This window comes from Mycolicibacterium holsaticum DSM 44478 = JCM 12374, from assembly GCF_019645835.1.
Lineage (GTDB): Bacteria > Actinomycetota > Actinomycetes > Mycobacteriales > Mycobacteriaceae > Mycobacterium > Mycobacterium holsaticum.
Genome location: NZ_CP080998.1, coordinates 2,639,079 through 2,657,276 on the forward strand (window position 1 = coordinate 2,639,079; position 18,198 = coordinate 2,657,276).

Annotated in this window: 14 protein-coding genes; 9 read left to right on the top strand and 5 right to left on the bottom strand. The window is 69.2% G+C overall.

The genetic code is table 11. The features are described from left to right. Positions 1-2: 2 nt before the first annotated feature. From K3U96_RS12715 to K3U96_RS12725, 3 genes are all read right to left on the bottom strand, one after another. Positions 3-305, bottom strand: coding sequence for an urease subunit gamma (locus K3U96_RS12715; protein ID WP_069406816.1), 303 nt, complete (start codon positions 303-305; stop codon positions 3-5). Between the two features lie 54 nt (positions 306-359). Beyond that, complete coding sequence (locus K3U96_RS12720) at positions 360-761, bottom strand: PaaI family thioesterase (RefSeq protein WP_069406817.1); 402 nt, start codon at positions 759-761, stop codon at positions 360-362. Between the two features lie 206 nt (positions 762-967). Then, positions 968-1,747, bottom strand: a complete 780-nt coding sequence (locus K3U96_RS12725; protein WP_220693226.1) for an iron reductase — start codon at positions 1,745-1,747, stop codon at positions 968-970. 220 nt (positions 1,748-1,967) lie between these two features. Here K3U96_RS12725 and K3U96_RS12730 point away from each other — a divergent pair, with 220 nt between their 5' ends. From K3U96_RS12730 to K3U96_RS12770, 9 genes are all read left to right on the top strand, one after another. Next, positions 1,968-2,384 carry a BlaI/MecI/CopY family transcriptional regulator gene (locus K3U96_RS12730; protein ID WP_069406960.1) on the top strand — a complete coding sequence of 139 codons (417 nt, stop codon included), beginning with the start codon at positions 1,968-1,970 and terminating at the stop codon, positions 2,382-2,384. A 14-nt stretch (positions 2,385-2,398) separates the two neighbouring features. Further along, positions 2,399-3,343 (top strand): M56 family metallopeptidase, encoded by a 945-nt coding sequence (locus K3U96_RS12735; RefSeq protein WP_069406961.1) that lies wholly within the window; start codon positions 2,399-2,401, stop codon positions 3,341-3,343. 74 nt (positions 3,344-3,417) lie between these two features. Next, positions 3,418-4,896, top strand: a complete 1,479-nt coding sequence (gnd, locus tag K3U96_RS12740; RefSeq protein ID WP_220693227.1) for an NADP-dependent phosphogluconate dehydrogenase — start codon at positions 3,418-3,420, stop codon at positions 4,894-4,896. Between the two features lie 53 nt (positions 4,897-4,949). Beyond that, positions 4,950-6,386 carry a GuaB1 family IMP dehydrogenase-related protein gene (locus K3U96_RS12745; protein WP_069406963.1) on the top strand — a complete coding sequence of 479 codons (1,437 nt, stop codon included), beginning with the start codon at positions 4,950-4,952 and terminating at the stop codon, positions 6,384-6,386. Between the two features lie 193 nt (positions 6,387-6,579). Beyond that, a complete protein-coding gene (locus K3U96_RS12750) occupies positions 6,580-7,938 on the top strand; it encodes a hemolysin family protein (RefSeq protein WP_069406964.1) in 1,359 nt (452 codons plus the stop codon). Beyond that, on the top strand, positions 7,938-8,990 hold the full coding sequence (locus K3U96_RS12755) for a hemolysin family protein (protein WP_220693228.1): 1,053 nt from the start codon (positions 7,938-7,940) through the stop codon (positions 8,988-8,990). Before K3U96_RS12750 ends, K3U96_RS12755 begins: the two co-directional genes overlap by 1 nt. Positions 8,991-9,063: 73 nt before the next feature. Next, entirely contained in the window at positions 9,064-10,029 is a 966-nt protein-coding gene (locus tag K3U96_RS12760; protein ID WP_230982510.1) for a 3-methyladenine DNA glycosylase, read from the top strand. A 49-nt stretch (positions 10,030-10,078) separates the two neighbouring features. Further along, positions 10,079-12,280 (top strand): malate synthase G, encoded by a 2,202-nt coding sequence (locus K3U96_RS12765; RefSeq protein WP_220693229.1) that lies wholly within the window; start codon positions 10,079-10,081, stop codon positions 12,278-12,280. Continuing rightward, positions 12,267-14,360 (top strand): vWA domain-containing protein, encoded by a 2,094-nt coding sequence (locus K3U96_RS12770; protein WP_220693230.1) that lies wholly within the window; start codon positions 12,267-12,269, stop codon positions 14,358-14,360. The genes K3U96_RS12765 and K3U96_RS12770 overlap by 14 nt, the downstream gene beginning before the upstream one ends. On the opposite strand, the gene K3U96_RS12775 is transcribed toward K3U96_RS12770, so the two are convergent. Further along, complete coding sequence (locus K3U96_RS12775) at positions 14,357-15,229, bottom strand: alpha/beta fold hydrolase (protein ID WP_220693231.1); 873 nt, start codon at positions 15,227-15,229, stop codon at positions 14,357-14,359. The genes K3U96_RS12770 and K3U96_RS12775 overlap by 4 nt on opposite strands. 96 nt (positions 15,230-15,325) lie before the next feature. Continuing rightward, positions 15,326-18,172, bottom strand: coding sequence for an aminomethyl-transferring glycine dehydrogenase (gene gcvP / locus K3U96_RS12780; RefSeq protein WP_220693232.1), 2,847 nt, complete (start codon positions 18,170-18,172; stop codon positions 15,326-15,328). Positions 18,173-18,198: the final 26 nt, after the last annotated feature.

Here is an 18,198-nt window from a genome sequence, read left to right on the forward strand (position 1 = left end):
GCTCATGAGATCGGGTGATGGACGGTCACCAGCTTGGTGCCGTCTGGAAACGTCGCCTCCACCTGGACGTCGTCGAGCATCTCGGGCACCCCTTCCATGACGTCGGCTCGGCCCAGGACGTCGCGGCCGCTGACCATCAACTCCGCGACTGTGCGCCCGTCGCGGGCACCCTCGAGGATGTGGTCGGTGATCACGGCGACCGCTTCGGGGTGGTTGAGCCGCAGGCCGCGGGCCCGTCGACGCCGCGCCAGCTCGGCGGCATAGGACAGCAGCAGCAGGTCCTGTTCATGCGGCGTTAAGCGCATAGTCGGCGATATTGCCATGACGCGCCCGATGCAGCAGCGCGAGCGGTGTGCGTGTTACTCGGCGGGCAGGTTCTGCAGCCGCACCTGGCCGCGGGCCACGACACGGTCGCGCTCGTCGGTGATGGTGATCTGCCAGAGCTGTTGGCGCCGCCCGCGGTGGATGGGGCTGGACACCGCCGTCACCGTCCCTGAGGAGATCGCGCGCAGGAAGTCGGTGTTGTTGTTGACGCCGACCACGTTGCCGCCGCCGTTCTCGGCGAGCCAGAGCTGGGCCGACACGCTGGCGAGGCTCTCGATGATCGAGCAGTACACCCCGCCGTGCACGATGCCCCACGGCTGCAGCAGCCGGTCGTCGATGGTCAGCCGGGCCGTTCCGCCGTCGGGACCCAGTTCGACGTACGTCACACCCAGTTCGTTGTCGAATCCCTTGCCGAGATCGGCCAAATCGATGCTCACGCGAACGTGTCTACACGGCCGGGTCGCCGCCCTGCCGACAGGGGTCGGCCGACGTTGGCGGATCCCGTGCAGAAAATCGGACGGGCCCCACACCAGCGGTGTGGGGCCCGTCCTTCGTGTGGACCGGGAGTCTCTGCAGCCCTCAGGACTCCGGTGCGGTCCGGTGGTACACGTTTGAACCTGACATCAGGATAGGCAAGGCTTGCCTAATTAAGCAACACTTTCCCGGCGGCAATTCGGGATGTTCCGCGTACCGGCAGCCCGAAGCCGACGAACGCGTCGAGCACGGCCTGGCTGCGCTGCATGCTGACGAGCTCACTGGAGCCGGCCAGCAGGGGCACCTGGGTCGCCGCACTCACCACGGCCGTTCCCACGACGTGCCACATCGACGCCACCGACATCGCGCCGCCACTCACGGCGGCGAGTTTGGTGAACAGCGGGGCGAGCGCCCGGTGGCTGCGGTGGGCGATCCACGTCGTCAGCGCGGCTTCGCTGGGCAACGCCACGATCCCGTCCCGCGCCGGGTTCGCCAACCGCACTGCCCCGCGGCCGTCGAAGAACGGATCCTCGGGCACCGCCCGCAACGTCGGGTCCACCACGCCGACCCAGTCGATCGCACCTTCGGAATCGACGTGCACCCACAGGTTCTCCAGGCCGGTGTCCCAGGCCCGCGCCTCCAGCACCAGCAGCGGGATGACCCGTCCGACCACGACATGGGCAAGCGTGGCCGCCAACTGCTGGGCCACCGCGGTGGGGCTGTCGGTTTCCTCGGCCGCGAGATCGAACATGGCCTGCAGGCGGTCGGTGGTCAGCGCCTCGGTCAGTGGCCACCACCGCCGGCGGGAAAGGTCACCCATCACGGCCACCCCGTAGACCCGCGGACATTCGGGATAGAGCTCACGCAGCCGTTGGCTCGATTCGTGCAGGGGCAGCGGCCGCCTGATCGCCATGCTGGCGATGAGCGGATCGTCGACCGCAACTGTCATGCGCACCTCCCGATCATGACTTAGGTTAGGCTTACTATAGTCATGCGCATGACGGCGGCCACACCGTGTGACTCGACTCACAAGACCGGGAGAAGCGGTGGTGAGCACCGTCGGAAATGGCGATCGCGGACGCGAATATCCGATCCGCCGCAGGAGGTACGACGCACCGTAGTAAGCCCGTAGTAAGCTGGATCTACAGTCTCGAGGAGAGAACAATCGGATGGCCAAGTTGACGCGTCTAGGGGAACTCGAACGTGAGGTGATGGATCACCTCTGGAACGAACCGCAGCCCCAGACCGTGCGCCAAGTCCACGAGGCATTGTCGGCGCGCCGCGACCTGGCCTACACCACGATCATGACCGTGCTGCAGCGGTTGGCCAAGAAGAACCTCGTCGTGCAGCACCGCGATGACCGCGCCCACCGCTACGCACCCACGCACGGACGCGACGAACTGGTCGCCGGGCTGATGGTCGACGCGCTCGACCAGGCCGCCGACTCCGGCAGCCGCGAGGCCGCGCTCGTGCACTTCGTCGAACGCGTCGGCGTCGACGAGGCCGCGGCGTTGCGCCGCGCCCTTGCCGACCTGGAAAGCAAAGACGCCGTGCCGCCGCGCACTGGCTATTCCGGCACCGACTGAGAGAGACTGACAGCGTGTCCGCGCTGGCCTTCACCGTCATGGCGCTGGTCCTGTCCGGACCAGTGCCCGCCTTGCTGGCCCGGGCGTCCTGGCCGACGCGCGCGCCGCGGGCCGCCATCGTGTTGTGGCAGGCGATCGCGCTCGCCGCAGTGCTGTCGGCGTTCTCCGCGGGCATCGCCATCGCCAGCAGGCTCTTCGAACCGGGCCCCGACGGCAGGCCGACCGCGAACATCATCAGCGAGATCACCGTGCTGGGCTGGCCGTTGTGGACCGCCTACGTGGTGGTCTTCGCGCTGACCTTGGTGATCGGCGCGCGGCTGGCCGTCGCCGTACTGCAGGTGGCCATCGCCACCCGCCGCCGCCGGGCACACCACCGCATGGTCGTCGATCTGGTCGGCAAGTCGCAGAAGTGCCGCCACCATCCCACTGCCGGCTACGGGCTGCGAATTCTGGACGTGGATCAACCGCTGGCCTACTGCCTGCCGGGCGTGCGCAGCCGGGTGGTCGTCAGCGAGGGCACGCTGACGACGTTGGCGGACAACGAGGTTGCCGCCATCTTGTCGCATGAACGCGCGCACCTGCGGGCCCGCCATGACCTCGTGCTGGAGATGTTCACCGCGGTGCACGCCGCGTTCCCGCGGTTCGTCCGCAGCGCCAGCGCGCTGGGCGCCGTCCGGCTGCTGATCGAGATGCTGGCCGACGACGCGGCGCTGCGCACCGCGGGCCGCACTCCCCTGGCCCGCGCGCTGGTGGCCTGCGCGGGCGGACACACGCCGGCCGGCGCGTTGGCCGCGGGTGGGCCGACGACGCTGATGCGGGTGCGCCGACTGGGCGGACGCGGCAACAGTGTCGCGTTGGGCGTGACGGCGTACCTGGCCGCGGCGGCGGTGCTGGTGCTGCCGACCTACGCGGTGGCGCTGCCCTGGCTCACCGAACTCCACCGGCTCTTCACCGCATAGCGGCTTAGGGATAGGTTTCCGCCCGGCCAAGCGTTCATCGGTTAGACATAACAAAACAACGAAAGGCTGCCTGAATGAGCTCGTCGGACGCGTCCGCTCCCGCCCCTTCTGCCACGACGGGCACCGCCGCGATCGGGGTCACCGGCCTGGCGGTGATGGGGTCGAACATCGCGCGTAACTTCGCGCGGCACGGCTATACGGTCGCGCTGCACAACCGCTCCGTCGCCAAGACCGATGCGTTGCTGGCCGAACACGGCTCCGAAGGCAACTTCGTCCGCAGCGAGACCATCGCCGAATTCCTTGATGCGCTGGAGAAACCGCGCCGGGTGCTGATCATGGTCAAGGCCGGCGACGCGACCGACGCCGTGATCAACGAGCTCGCCGACGCGATGGAACAGGGCGACATCATCATCGACGGCGGCAACGCGCTCTACACCGACACCATCCGGCGCGAGAAGGCGATGCGCGAGCGCGGCCTGCACTTCGTCGGTGCGGGCATCTCCGGCGGTGAGGAAGGCGCGCTCAACGGGCCCTCGATCATGCCGGGCGGCCCCGCCGAGTCCTACAAGTCGCTGGGCCCGCTGCTCGAGGAGATCTCCGCACACGTCGACGGCGTGCCGTGCTGCACCCACATCGGACCCGACGGGGCCGGGCATTTCGTGAAGATGGTGCACAACGGCATCGAATACTCCGACATGCAGCTCATCGGCGAGGCCTACCAACTGTTGCGCGACGGGCTTGGCAAATCCGCGGGTGAGATCGCCGACGTGTTCGACGAGTGGAACGCCGGTGACCTGGACAGCTTCCTGGTCGAGATCACCGCCAAGGTGCTGCGCCAGGTCGACTCCAAGACCGGCAAACCGCTGGTCGACATCATCGTCGATGAGGCCGAGCAGAAGGGCACCGGCCGCTGGACGGTCAAGTCCGCGCTGGACCTGGGCGTCCCAGTGACCGGCATCGCCGAGGCGGTGTTCGCCCGCGCCCTTTCCGGTTCGGTCGCCCAGCGCCGCGCCACCACTGGTCTGGCCTCCGGTGGCCTAGGTGAAAACCCCAGCGACGCAGCGAAATTCACCGAGGACGTGCGCCAGGCGCTGTACGCGTCGAAGATCGTCGCGTACGCGCAGGGGTTCAACCAGATCCAGGCGGGCAGCGCCGAGTACGGCTGGAATATCACCCCCGGCGATCTGGCCACCATCTGGCGCGGCGGCTGCATCATCCGCGCCAAGTTCCTCGACCGGATCAAGGACGCCTACGACACCGAACCCGACCTGGCCACGCTGATCGCGGCGCCGTACTTCCGCAGCGCGGTCGAGGCGGCGATCGACAGCTGGCGCCGCGTCGTCGTCACCGCCACCCAACTCGGTATCCCGATCCCCGGGTTCTCCTCGGCGCTGTCCTACTACGACGCGCTGCGCACCGAGCGGCTGCCCGCCGCGCTGATCCAGGGTCTGCGCGACTACTTCGGCGCCCACACCTACGCGCGCGTCGACGCCGACCGCGACCAAAAGTTCCACACCCTGTGGAGCGGTGACCGCAGCGAGGTCGAGGCCTGATCCGCTTTTGCCGAGCTGGTGAGCCCACGCGAGCCCACTAGACTTGAGCGGCAATGCGTTTTCTTGACGGCCACCGGCCCGCCTATGACCTGACCTATGACGATGTCTTCATCGTCCCGGGCCGCTCGCAGATCCAGTCGCGGATGGACGTCGACCTGTCCACCTACGACGGGTCGGGCACGACGATCCCGGTGGTGGTCGCCAACATGACCGCGGTGGCCGGACGGCGGATGGCCGAGACGGTGGCCCGCCGCGGCGGACTGGTGGTGCTGCCGCAGGACCTGCCGATGGACGTGGTGAAGGGCACCGTCGACTTCGTCAAGACCCGCGACCTGGTGGTGGATACCCCGGTGGTGCTCTCCCCCGACGACTCGGTGTCGGATGCCACCGCGCTGATCCACAAGCGCGCGCACGGCGCCGCCGTCGTCGTGTTCGAGGGCCGGCCCATCGGCCTGGTGACCGAGAGCAACTGCGTCGGGGTGGACCGGTTCACCCGGGTGCGCGACGTCGCGATCTCCGACTTCGTCACCGCGCCGGTGGGCACCGACCCCCGCAAGGTCTTCGACCTGCTCGAACACGCACCCGTCGACGTGGCGGTGATGACCGACGCCGACGGCACCCTGGCCGGGGTGCTGACCCGCACCGCCGCGATCCGCGCCGGCATCTACACCCCCGCGGTGGACGGCGAGGGGCGATTGCGGATCGCCGCCGCGGTCGGCATCAACGGCGACGTCGGCGCCAAGGCCCGCAGCCTGGCCGAGGCCGGCGCCGACCTGCTGGTGATCGACACCGCCCACGGGCACCAGACCAAGATGCTCGACGCGATCGAGGCGGTGACATCGCTGGATCTGGGGCTGCCGGTGGCCGCGGGCAACGTGGTCTCCGCGGAGGGCACCCGCGACCTGATCGACGCCGGGGCGTCGATCGTGAAGGTCGGCGTCGGGCCCGGGGCGATGTGCACCACCCGGATGATGACCGGGGTCGGCCGGCCGCAGTTCTCCGCTGTCGTCGAATGTGCCGCAGCCGCACGGCAACTCGGCGCGCACGTCTGGGCCGACGGCGGGGTTCGGCACCCCCGCGACGTCGCGCTCGCGCTGGCCGCCGGGGCGTCCAACGTGATGATCGGCTCCTGGTTCGCCGGCACCTACGAGTCGCCGGGAGACTTGATGCGCGACCGCGACGACCAGCCGTACAAGGAGAGCTACGGGATGGCCTCCAAGCGGGCCGTCGCGGCCCGCGCCTCCGCCGACAGCCCCTTCGACCAAGCCCGCAAGGCGCTGTTCGAGGAGGGCATCTCCACATCCCGGATGGGGCTGGACCCCTCACGCGGCGGCGTCGAGGACCTTCTCGACCACATCACCTCGGGCGTGCGCAGCACCTGCACCTACGTCGGCGCGGGCAATCTGGCCGAACTGCACGAGAAGGTGGTGCTGGGTGTGCAGTCGGCGGCCGGGTTCGCCGAGGGGCATCCGCTGCCCACCGGTTGGTGACTCCGCCGGGCGGGAAACCACCCGCTACCATGAGGTCTTTCCGCACTCGTCTACTCGAAAGGGAACCCGTGCCGCAGGCACCCGTCGAGGCCGTGGGTTTGTCGGCCGAGCGGCCCGGCCACGAGCCTTCCGACGCCGAGCCCTCTTCTAGCCAGCCGGGCACCAGGCCCGGCGTCCCCGCGGCGAGGCGACCATGAGCCTCGCGATGTCGCTGTTGTCGATAGCAGCGATCATCCTGCTGACCGCGGGAACCGCGGTGTTCGTCGCCGCCGAGTTCTCGCTGACCGCGCTGGAACGCAGCACCGTCGAAGCCAACGCGCGCTCGGGCAACCGCCGCGACCAGATGGTCCGCCGCGCGCACCGCACGCTGTCGTTTCAACTGTCCGGCGCCCAGGTCGGCATCTCGATCACCACGCTGGCCACCGGCTACCTGGCCGAACCGGTCGTCGGCCGGCTGATCAAGCCCGGGCTGGACGCGGTGGGGGTGCCCGCGCGCTTGTCCACCGGCGTCGCGCTGTTCTTCGCGGTCGTCATCGCCACGTCGCTGTCCATGGTGTTCGGCGAGCTGGTGCCCAAGAACCTGGCGGTGGCCCGGCCGGTGGCCACCGCGCGGTGGTCGGCGGGCCCGCAGCTGTTGTTCTCGGCGCTGTTCACCCCGCTGATCCGGCTCACCAACGGCACCGCCAACTGGATTCTGCGCAGGCTCGGCATCGAACCGGCCGAAGAGCTGCGCTCGGCGCGTTCGGCGCGCGAACTGGTGTCGTTGGTGCGTAATTCGGCGCGCAGCGGCGCGCTGGACCCGGTCACCGCGCTGCTGGTGGACCGCTCGCTGCGGTTCGGTGAACGCAGCGCCGAGGAGCTCATGACGCCGCGGTCCAAGATCGAAGCGCTCGACGCCGAGGACACGGTCAGCGACCTGGTGGACGTCGCCATCAAGACCGGCTTCTCACGGTTCCCGATCATCCGCGGCGACCTCGACGAGACTATCGGCATCGCCCACGTCAAGCAGGTGTTCGAGGTGCCGATGGACAAACGCGCCAGCACCCGGCTGGCGTCGTTGGCGCTGCCGGTGGCCAAGGTGCCGTCGACGCTCGACGGTGACGCGGTGATGACCCAGATCCGCGCGAACGGGCTGCAGACCGCGTTGGTGGTCGACGAATACGGCGGCACCGCAGGGCTGGTCACCGTCGAGGACCTCATCGAAGAGATCGTCGGCGACGTCCGCGACGAGCACGACGTCGAAGCACCCAACGTGGTGCCCGCCGGCCGCGGCTGGCGGGTGTCGGGCCTGTTGCGCATCGACGAGGTGGCCGGTGCGACGAACTTCCGCGCCCCCGAGGGCGACTACGAGACGATCGGCGGGCTGGTGCTCGAGCGGCTCGGGCACATCCCCGAAGAAGGTGAGTCCGTCGAGCTGACCGCCTTCGATCCCGACGGCGTCGTCGAGGATCCGGTGTGGTGGCTGGCCACCGTCGTGCGGATGGACGGTCGGCGCATCGACCTGCTCGAGCTCACCGAACTCGGCCGTCGCGGCGACAGCGGGGAGCGCTGATGGGCGACTTCCTCGGGGTGATCCTCACGGTGGTGCTGCTTGGCGCGAACGCGTTCTTCGTCGCCTCGGAGTTCGCGCTGATCTCCGCGCGTCGCGACCGGCTCGAAGCGCTCGCCGAGAACGGCAAGAAGAGCGCGGTCACCGTGATCCGGGCCGGCGAAAACCTGTCGCTGATGCTGGCCGGGTCGCAGCTGGGCATCACGATCTGCTCGATCCTGCTCGGCCGCGTCGGCGAGCCGGCCGTCGCGCACCTGCTGGAAAAGCCGTTCGACCTGATCGGCATCCCCGACACGGTGCTGCACACGGTGTCGTTCTTCGTGGCGCTGGCCGTCGTGGTCACCCTGCACGTGCTGCTGGGCGAGATGGTGCCGAAGAACATCGCGATCGCCGGCCCGGAGACGTCCGCGATGCTGCTGATCCCCACCTACCTGGTCTGGATCCGGATGGCCAAACCGCTGATCGCGTTCTACAACTGGTGCGCCAACGTGACGTTGCGCGCGTTTCGCGTGGAGCCCAAGGACGAACTCGACGTCACCGTCTCGACGGTGGAACTGTCGGAGATGATCGCCGAGTCGGTGTCCGAGGGCCTGCTGGATCCCGAAGAGCACAGCCGGCTCACCCGCGCCCTGCAGATCCGCAACCGGGTGGTCAACGACGTCGCCGTCCCGCTGCGCGAAATCCGGGCGGTGCCGGTGGCCCGCGAGGGCGCCGGACCCACCGTCGGCGCCATCGAGGACGCGTTGGCCGAGACCGGCTACTCGCGGTTCCCGATCACCGACATGGACGGAAACTATCTCGGCTACCTGCACATCAAGGACGTGCTGTCGCTGGTCAACGACCCCGACGCGGTGCTGGACTCCGCGATGGTGCGGCCGCTGCCCCAAGTGCCCGCGACGCTGCCCCTGCCCGACGCGCTGTCCCGGATGCGGCGCCGCAACGCCCACCTCGCCCTGGTCACCGAGCGCGACGGCACCGTGTCGGCGATGGTGGCGCTCGAAGACCTGGTCGAGGACCTGGTGGGCACCGTGCGCGACGGGACACACCGTGTCTGATGTCACGCTCCGCGCGACGGTGTCTGATGTCACGCTCCGCGCGACGGTGTCTGATGTCACGCTCCGCGCGACGGTGTCTGATGTCACGCTCGACGAGGCCGACTGGACGGCCCGGGAACGCCGCCACCGGCGACGGGTGGAGGACTTCCTACGCACACACCGGCCCTGCGCCACCGAACCCCACCCCGTGTGGGACTTCCTGTTCAACTACTACAGTTTGCGGCCGCGGCAGTTGCGGACCTGGCATCCCGGGTTCGGTGTCACGCTGACCGGTGCCGCCGCGCAGCGCTATCTGGGCCGCACCGGATACGACCGGACCGAGGGTGGCGTCGCGGTCACCCGCACCTACCTGGCGGCCCGCGTCGACACCATCGGGTTCATCGCACGGTTGCTGCGCGCCACCGCCGCGCGCCCGGCGCGACTGAACTGCTTCGGGCTGCACGAGTGGGCCATGGTGTACCGCGCACCGACGGTGCGCCACGCCCATGTGCCGCTGCGACTGGGCGCGGCGGGCACGAACGCCGTGGTGGAGTCGATGCCGTTGCGGTGCAGCCACTTCGATGCGTACCGCTTCTTCACCGAACCGGCCGCCAGACGCAACGCCGAACACCTCACCCGCGATGGCCAGATCAGCGCCGAACAACCAGGTTGCCTGCACGCGGCGATGGATTGCTACAAGTGGTCGTTCAAGCTGGGGCCGCTGGTGAACTCCGAGCTCGTGATGGACTGTCTGGAGCTGGCGGCCGATGCCCGTGAACTGGACATGCGCGCCAGCCCCTATGATCTCCGCGAATACGGATTCGCGCCGATCGAGATCGAGACACCGGCCGGTCGGGCCGATTACGTACGAATCCAGCAGCACATTGCTGACCGGGCTGCGCCGCTGCGCGCGGCGCTTGCCGATCGGTGCGACCGCTTACTTTCCGCGGCGGGCCGCGAATGGGATCCGGCGGCGGGCCGCGAATGGGATCCCGCGGCGGGCCGCGAATGGGATCCCGCGGCGGGCCGCGAATGGGGTGGCGCTGGCGCTGGCGAATAAACCCCAGCTACCGGTGGGTAAGCTGGACCGACAGCTCTAGGGAGGAAAGATGACCGATCGTGTGACGGTGGGAAACCTGCGCGTCGCCCAGGTGTTGTACGACTTCATCAACGACGAGGCGCTGCCGGGCACCGATATCGACCCCGACACCTTCTGGTCGGGCGTGGACAAGGTCGTCGCCGACCTGACGCCCAAGAACCAGGAGCTGCTGGCCCGCCGCGCTGACCTGCAGGCCCGGATCGACAAGTGGCACCGCCAGCGGGTGATCGAGCCGATCGATGCCGAGGCCTACAAGGACTTCCTCATCGAGATCGGTTACCTGGTGCCCGAACCCGACGACTTCAGCATCACCACCACCGGCGTCGACGACGAGATCACCACCACCGCGGGCCCGCAGCTGGTGGTGCCGATCCTCAACGCCCGGTTCGCGCTCAACGCCGCCAACGCCCGCTGGGGGTCGCTGTACGACGCGCTGTACGGCACCGATGTGATTCCCGAGGACGACGGCGCCGAGAAGGGCACCAGCTACAACCCGGTGCGCGGCGACAAGGTCATCGCCTACGCGCGGCGCTTCCTCAACGGTGCTGCCCCGCTGGCCACCAGCGACTGGAGCGAGGTCACCGGCTTCAAGGTCGACGACGGTGCGCTGCTGGCCACGCTGGGCGACGGGCTGTCGACCGGGCTGGCCAACCCCGAGCAGTTCGTCGGCTACACCGGCGACGCCGACTCACCCAAGACCCTGCTGCTCAAGAACCACGGCCTGCACGCCGAGGTCCTCATCGACCCGGACTCCCCGATCGGTTCGACGGACAAGGCCGGCATCAAGGACGTCGTGCTGGAGTCGGCGATCACCACGATCATGGACTTCGAGGACTCCGTGGCCGCCGTGGACGCCGACGACAAGGTGCTCGGCTACCGCAACTGGCTCGGCCTGAACAGGGGCGACCTGAGCGAGGAGGTCGCCAAGGACGGCAAGACCTTCACCCGGGTGCTCAACGAAGACCGCACCTACACCACCCCCGAAGGTGGCGAGCTGACGCTGCCGGGGCGGAGCCTGCTGTTCGTGCGCAACGTCGGCCACCTGATGACCAACGACGCCATCGTGTTCGACGACAACGGTGCCGACGGCGCGGAGGTGCCCGAAGGTATCCAGGACGCGTTGTTCACCAGCCTGACCGCCATCCACGGGCTCAAGTCCGGCGGCCAGAACGGGCCGCTGGTCAACAGCCGCACCGGGTCGATCTACATCGTGAAGCCCAAGATGCACGGCCCCGACGAGGTGGCGTTCACCTGCGAGTTGTTCGGCCGGGTCGAAGACGTGCTCGGCCTGCCTGCCAACACCCTCAAGGTCGGCATCATGGACGAGGAGCGGCGCACCACCGTCAACCTCAAGGCCTGCGTCAGGGCCGCGGCCGACCGGGTCGTGTTCATCAACACCGGCTTCCTGGACCGCACCGGCGACGAGATCCACACGTCGCTGGAGGCCGGGCCGATGATCCGCAAGGGCGCGATGAAGAACACCACGTGGATCGCGGCCTACGAGGATCAGAACGTCGACGTCGGACTGGCGACCGGGTTCTCCGGGCGCGCGCAGATCGGCAAGGGCATGTGGGCGATGACCGACCTGATGGCCGACATGGTCGAGCAGAAGATCGGCCAGCCCAAGGCCGGCGCCACCACCGCGTGGGTGCCGTCACCGACCGCCGCGACCCTGCACGCCATGCACTACCACGAGGTCGACGTGTACGCGGTGCAGAAGGAACTCGAGGGCAAGACACGCACCAGCGTCGACGAACTGCTGACCGTCCCGCTGGCCAAAGAGCTGGCGTGGGCGCCCGAGGAGATCCGCGAGGAGGTCGACAACAACTGCCAGTCGATCCTCGGCTACGTGGTGCGCTGGATCGACGCGGGCGTTGGCTGCTCGAAGGTGCCCGACATCCACAACATCGCGTTGATGGAAGACCGTGCGACGCTGCGCATTTCGAGCCAGCTGCTGGCGAACTGGTTGCGCCACGGCGTCATCACCGAAGAGGACGTGAAGGCCAGCCTGCGACGTATGGCCGCTGTTGTCGACAAGCAGAACGAGCAGGATCCGGAGTTCCGCCCGATGGCGCCGGATCCCGAAGGCAGCATCGCGTTCCAGGCCGCCCAGGAGCTGATCCTGTCCGGCGCTGAGCAACCGAACGGCTACACCGAGCCGATCCTGCATCGCCGGCGCCGCGAGTACAAGGCCGCAAGTGGGCAGGCATAGCCTTCCGGATCCCGAGGACTCGCCAGACGAAGACCTGGCTTCTGAACCTGACGAGTCTTCGGAATCTCAAACCGAGCGTTTCGGTTTCGACCGGGACGAGCCCGGCCCCGGCTTCGGCGCGTCCGAATATCGGACCCCCGAGTACGGCGACGCCACCTACCGCACCCCGCAATACGGTGAGCCGCCGTACGAGAGCGAACCGCAGGCCGACTACGACCGGCCGGGCTTCTACGACGCCGACCCCGGTGCACCCGAACCGGACGCCGGCGCCGCCGGGACGCCTCCCCCGCCGCGCGGTCCCGGCCGATTGGGACCGCAACACAGCGGTGAGTGGGAGGGCGGCGAATGGACCGGTAGCCACCGCGCGGTAACCGCGGGACGTCGCGGGGTCAGCGTCGGGGTGATCGTCGCGCTGGTGTCCGTGGTGGTACTGGTGGGCGCGGTCATCCTGTGGCGGTTCTTCGGTGACGCGCTGTCGAGTCGCAGCGACGTGGCCGCCGCCCGGTGCGTGGACGGTGAGCTGGCCGTGGCTGTCGTCGCCGATCCGTCCATTTCCGAACAGATCCGGACCCTGGCCGACAATTACAACGAAACCGCGTCGCCGGTGGGTGACCGGTGCGTGAAGGTCGGCGTCACATCCGCAGGCTCCGATCAGGTCGTCAACGGCTTCACCGGCACCTGGCCCGCCGTACTCGGCGAGCGTCCGGCCCTGTGGGTGCCCGCCAGCTCGGTCGCCGAGGCGCGGCTGGAGGTCGGCGCCGGTGCGCAGACCGTCAGCGACAGCCGCTCGCTGGTGAACTCCCCGGTGCTGCTTGCGGTCCGTCCGCAGCTCAAACCGGCGCTGGCCCAGCAGAACTGGGCCACCCTGCCGGGTCTGCAGACCAACCCGACCTCGCTGGAAGCGCTGAACATGCCCGCGTGGGGATCGCTGCGGCTGGCGCTGCCGCTCCAAGGCGACAGCGACGCGTCCTACCTGGCCGCCGAGGCGGTCGCGGCGGCGGCGGCCCCGGCCGGCGCGCCGCCGAGCGCGGGCGTCGGCGCGGTGAACACCCTGCTGGCCGGCCAACCGAAGTTGGCCGACAACAAGGCGTCGACCGCGATGGACGCCCTGCTGAACGCCCCCGATCCCGCGTCGGCCCCGGTGCACGCCGTCGTCACCACCGAGCAACAGCTCTACCAGCGCACCTCGGATATGCCGGATGCGGCCCAGGCGGTGGCGTCGTGGTTGCCTGCGGGTCCGCCTGCCATGGCCGACTATCCGACCGTGCTGTTGTCGGGTGACTGGCTGAGCCAGGAACAGCTCAGGGCGGCCAGCGAATTCGCCCGGTTCATGCGTAAACCCGACCAGCTCGCGGAGTTCGCCAAGGCCGGGTTCCGCACCGAGGGCGGTACCGCCCCCCAGAGCGACGTCCTGGACTTCGCGCCGGTCGCCGAACCGCTGTCGGTGGGCGACAACGCGGTGCGCGCCACCCTGGCCAGCGCGTTGACCGCACCTGCGGCCAACCCCGCCGTGACGATCATGCTCGACCAGTCGATGCCGGCCGACGAAGGCGGCAGATCGCGACTGGCCAACGTGGCGGCCGCGCTGCAGGCCCGCCTGCAGGCGCTGCCCGCGACCTCGGCGGTGGGGCTGTGGACCTTCGACGGCACCGCGGGCCGCTCCGAGGTGAGCACCGGCCCGCTGCCCGACCCGGTCAACGGACAGCCGCGCTCGGCGGCGTTGACCGCGGCGCTCGGTGCGCAAACCGCATCGGGCGGCGGTGCGGTGTCGTTCACCACGCTGCGCCTGGTCTACACCGATGCGATGGCTAATTACCGTGAGGGACAAGCCAACTCGGTTCTGGTCATCACGACCGGTCCGCACACCGACCGCACGCTGGACGGGCAGGGGTTGCAGCAGTACATCCGCGGGGCGTTCGACCAGGCGCGCCCGGTCGCCGTCAACGTCATCGATTTCGGTGCCGACTCGGACCGCGAAACCTGGGCGGCGGTCGCGCAGATCACCGGTGGCCAGTATCAGAACCTGGAGAGTTCAACCGCGCCGGAGTTGACCGCCGCGATCGCGAGCATGGTCGGCTAGGTCGGCGCGGACAACAGGCTCAGCGCCGACCTGGCGAATACCTCGGGCACCTCGACCTGCGGGTAGTGCCCGACGCCGGGCAGCTCGACGACGTCTGCGGCGGGCCGCAATTCGCGCAGCCCGTCGAGCACGTTGGTGGTCGCGACGATATCGTCGAGCGCCCACAGAAAGCTCAGCTTCCTGGGCCAGTCGCGCACCGCGCCGTGCCAGCGGTCGGCGTAGCGCACCCGCTCGTCGAGGTAGGAGATCAGCAGGTGCGCGATGTGCGAACCGTCGTTGTGGGCCAACAGCGCCCACTGCGCGTCGGCCTCCGCCGCCGAGAGCGGATGCGCGTGGCTGAACAACCTGCCGAACCCGCGGACGAACCCGCGGCGGGTGACCAGTCGGGCCATCAGCGGGCCCAGCGGACCGCGCAGCACCTTCTGGCTCGGCCGCAGGCTGGCCCGGTCCAGGATCACGCTGCCGTTGCTCAGCACCACCCGCTGCAGCTCAAAGGGTAAGCGGCCCTCCAGATCTCGGGCCAGCAGTTCGGTCGTCACCGAGGTGCCCATGTCGTGGGCGATCAGCACCACCGGTCCCGCGCCTGCGTCGGCCACCACCGCCTGCACGATATCGGCCTGTTCCAGCAGGCTGTAGCGGTGCGGACGCGGTTTGTCCGAAAGGCCGAAACCCAGGAAATCCAGGGTCAACCAGGCCCGGCCGTCGAGATGGGTAACCACCTGCCGGTAGTCGTAGCTGCTCGACGGGTAGCCGTGCAGCATCAGCACGGTCGGGCCGTCGCCTTTTGCAGAGCGCACGAAGACCCGGCCTGCGGGCGTGGTCAGCCAGCGGCCACCGTCGCGCCACGCGGTCACATCAGGGGGAAGCACCTCGCCGACCCTAGTCGCCAGGTCGCCGAACGTGGGTTACCGGCACGCTTTTATGCCTCAGGCGTGCGGGTAACCCACGTTCGGCGGGCAGTTAGTTCAGGCGAACGCCTCGACGGGCGGGCATGAGCACATCAGGTTGCGGTCCCCGTACGCGCCGTCGATGCGCCGCACCGTCGGCCACACCTTGGGCCGGAAGTTCGTGCCCAGCGGATAGGCCGCCTGCTCGCGGCTGTAGGGATGCTGCCAGTCGTCGACCAGCAGACACTCCGCGGTGTGCGGTGCGCCGCGCAACGGGTTGTCGTCCACCGGCCAGGTGCCGTTGCCGACGTTGTCGATCTCGGCGCGGATGGCGATCATCGCCTCGCAGAACGCGTCGACCTCGGCCAGGCTCTCGCTCTCAGTCGGCTCGACCATCAGCGTGCCCGCCACCGGGAAACTCATCGTGGGTGCGTGGAAACCGTAGTCGGCCAACCGTTTTGCCACATCGTCGACGGTGACCCCGGTCTGCTTGGTGATCGCGCGCAGGTCCAGGATGCACTCGTGGGCGACCATGCCGTTCTTCCCGGTGTAGAGCACCGGGTAGTACTCGTCGAGGCGGCGGGCGATGTAGTTCGCCGAGGCGATCGCCGTCAGCGACGCCGCGCGCAACCCGGTCGCGCCCATCATCCGGATGTAGGCCCAGGTGATGGGCAGGATCGACGCCGATCCGTACGGCGCCGCCGACACCGTGTGCGCGTCGGGCAACTCGTCGGCCAGCGGATGCCCGGGCAGGTACTTGGCCAGGTGTGAGCGCACCGCGACCGGGCCGACGCCGGGGCCGCCACCACCGTGCGGGATGCAGAACGTCTTGTGCAGGTTGAGGTGGCTGACGTCGCCGCCGAACCGGCCGGGCCGGGCCAACCCGACCAGCGCGTTGAGGTTGGCGCCGTCGACGTACACCTGACCGCCCGCGTCGTGCACGGCCGCGCAGATGTCGGTGATGTCGTGTTCGTACACCCCGTGCGTCGACGGATACGTGATCATCAACGCCGACAACCGGTCTGCGTGCTCGGCCACCTTGGCGCGCAGGTCGTCGAGGTCGACGTCGCCGTTCTCCCGGCACGCCACCACCACGACCCGCATACCCGCCAGCGCCGCCGATGCGGCGTTGGTGCCGTGCGCGCTCGACGGGATCAGGCAGACGTCGCGGTCGGTCTGGCCGCGTTCGGCATGGTAGGCCTGAATCGCCAGCAGCCCGGCGTACTCGCCCTGCGAGCCGGCGTTGGGCTGCAGCGACACCGCGTCATAGCCGGTGATGTCCGTCAGCCACGTCTCCAGATCGGCGATCAGCTTGCGCAGCCCGGGCGTGTCGGCGGCCGGCGCGAACGGATGCTGGCGGGCGAACTCCGGCCAGGTGATCGGCTCCATCTCCGCGGCCGCGTTGAGCTTCATGGTGCACGAGCCGAGCGGAATCATGCTGCGGTCCAAGGCGATGTCCTTGTCCGACAGCGACCGCAGGTAGCGCATCATCTCGGTTTCGGTGCGGTACCGGGTGAACGCGGGATGGGTGAGAAACGTCGATGTACGCGTCGCGACGCTCGGACCGTCGAACGCCGAGTCGGCCGGTGTCGCCGAGAACGCCGACAACACCGCATCCACATGCGCGGCGGTGGTGGCCTCGTCGCAGGCCACCGACACGTGATCGTCATCGACGCGCCACACGTTGATGCCGCGGGCCTTGGCCTTGTCGTGGATCTCGCCGGCACGCCCGGGCACCCGGGCCAACACCGTGTCGAAGAACGCGTCGTGCACCACCTCCACACCGGCCGCGGTCAACCCGGCGGCCAGCACGCGTGCCCGGCCATGCACCCGGCGGGCGATCCCGGTCAGCCCGTCGGCGCCGTGATAGCTGGCGTACATCGCGGCCAGCACCGCCAACAGCACCTGCGCGGTGCAGATGTTGCTGGTCGCCTTGTCGCGGCGGATGTGCTGTTCGCGGGTCTGCAGCGCCAGCCGGTAGGCCGGTGCCCCGTCCGCGTCGACGGACACCCCGACCAGCCGGCCGGGCAGCTGGCGGGCGTGCTTGTTGCGCACCGCGAGGTAGCCGGCGTGCGGGCCGCCGAAGCCCATCGGCACCCCGAACCGCTGCGTGCTGCCGAAGGCGACGTCGGCGCCCAGCTCGCCGGGCGGCGTGATCAGCGTCAGCGCCAGCAGGTCGGCACCGATCGCGACCAGCGCGCCACGCTCGTGGGCCTGCGTCACCAGCTCACTCCAGTCGACCACGGCCCCGCTGGCGCCGGGCAGCTGCGCGATCACCCCGAAGAAGTCGCCGTCGGGCAGTCCCCCGCGCAGGTCGGCGCTGACAAGCTCGATGCCGAGCGGCTCGGCGCGGGTGGCCAGCACGGCGGCGGTCTGGGCGAACACGTCGACGTCCACGGCCAGCCGGTTCGACGGACCCTTGACCGCCCGGTGCATCAACGTCATCGCCTCTGCGGCGGCGGTGCCCTCGTCGAGCATCGACGCGTTGGCCACCTCCAGGCCGGTCAGGTCGGTGACCATGGTCTGGAAGTTCAGCAGCGCCTCCAGCCGGCCCTGGCTGATCTCGGGCTGATAGGGCGTGTAGGCGGTGTACCAGGCCGGGTTCTCAATGATGTTGCGGCGCAACACCGGCGGGGTCAGCGTGTCGTAGTAGCCCTGCCCGATCATCGACACCGCGACGGTGTTGGCATCGGCCATCGCGCGTAGCTCGGCCAGCGCCTCCTCCTCGGTGGCCGGGGCCAGCAGCTGATCGAGGCCCGGCGCCACCCCGTCAGAGGCGACCGCGTCGAGAATTCCAGCGGGGACCGCCTTGTCGGCCAGTTCGTCGAGGGAGGCCACGCCGATGGTCTCGAGCATGGTCGCGACTTCGGCGGAGTCCGGTCCGATGTGGCGGTCGGCGAAGTTGGGCTGGTGATGATCGAACACTGGCGAGTACTCCAGACACATGAAGG

Coding starts and splice junctions, on each gene's coding strand:
- K3U96_RS12765 (WP_220693229.1), top strand. CDS start 10,079: ATGACCGATCGTGTGACGGTGGGAAACCTGCGCGTCGCCCAGGTGTTG.
- K3U96_RS12755 (WP_220693228.1), top strand. CDS start 7,938: ATGGGCGACTTCCTCGGGGTGATCCTCACGGTGGTGCTGCTTGGCGCG.
- K3U96_RS12730 (WP_069406960.1), top strand. CDS start 1,968: ATGGCCAAGTTGACGCGTCTAGGGGAACTCGAACGTGAGGTGATGGAT.
- K3U96_RS12715 (WP_069406816.1), bottom strand. CDS start 305: ATGCGCTTAACGCCGCATGAACAGGACCTGCTGCTGCTGTCCTATGCC.
- K3U96_RS12750 (WP_069406964.1), top strand. CDS start 6,580: ATGAGCCTCGCGATGTCGCTGTTGTCGATAGCAGCGATCATCCTGCTG.
- K3U96_RS12725 (WP_220693226.1), bottom strand. CDS start 1,747: ATGACAGTTGCGGTCGACGATCCGCTCATCGCCAGCATGGCGATCAGG.
- gnd (WP_220693227.1), top strand. CDS start 3,418: ATGAGCTCGTCGGACGCGTCCGCTCCCGCCCCTTCTGCCACGACGGGC.
- K3U96_RS12745 (WP_069406963.1), top strand. CDS start 4,950: ATGCGTTTTCTTGACGGCCACCGGCCCGCCTATGACCTGACCTATGAC.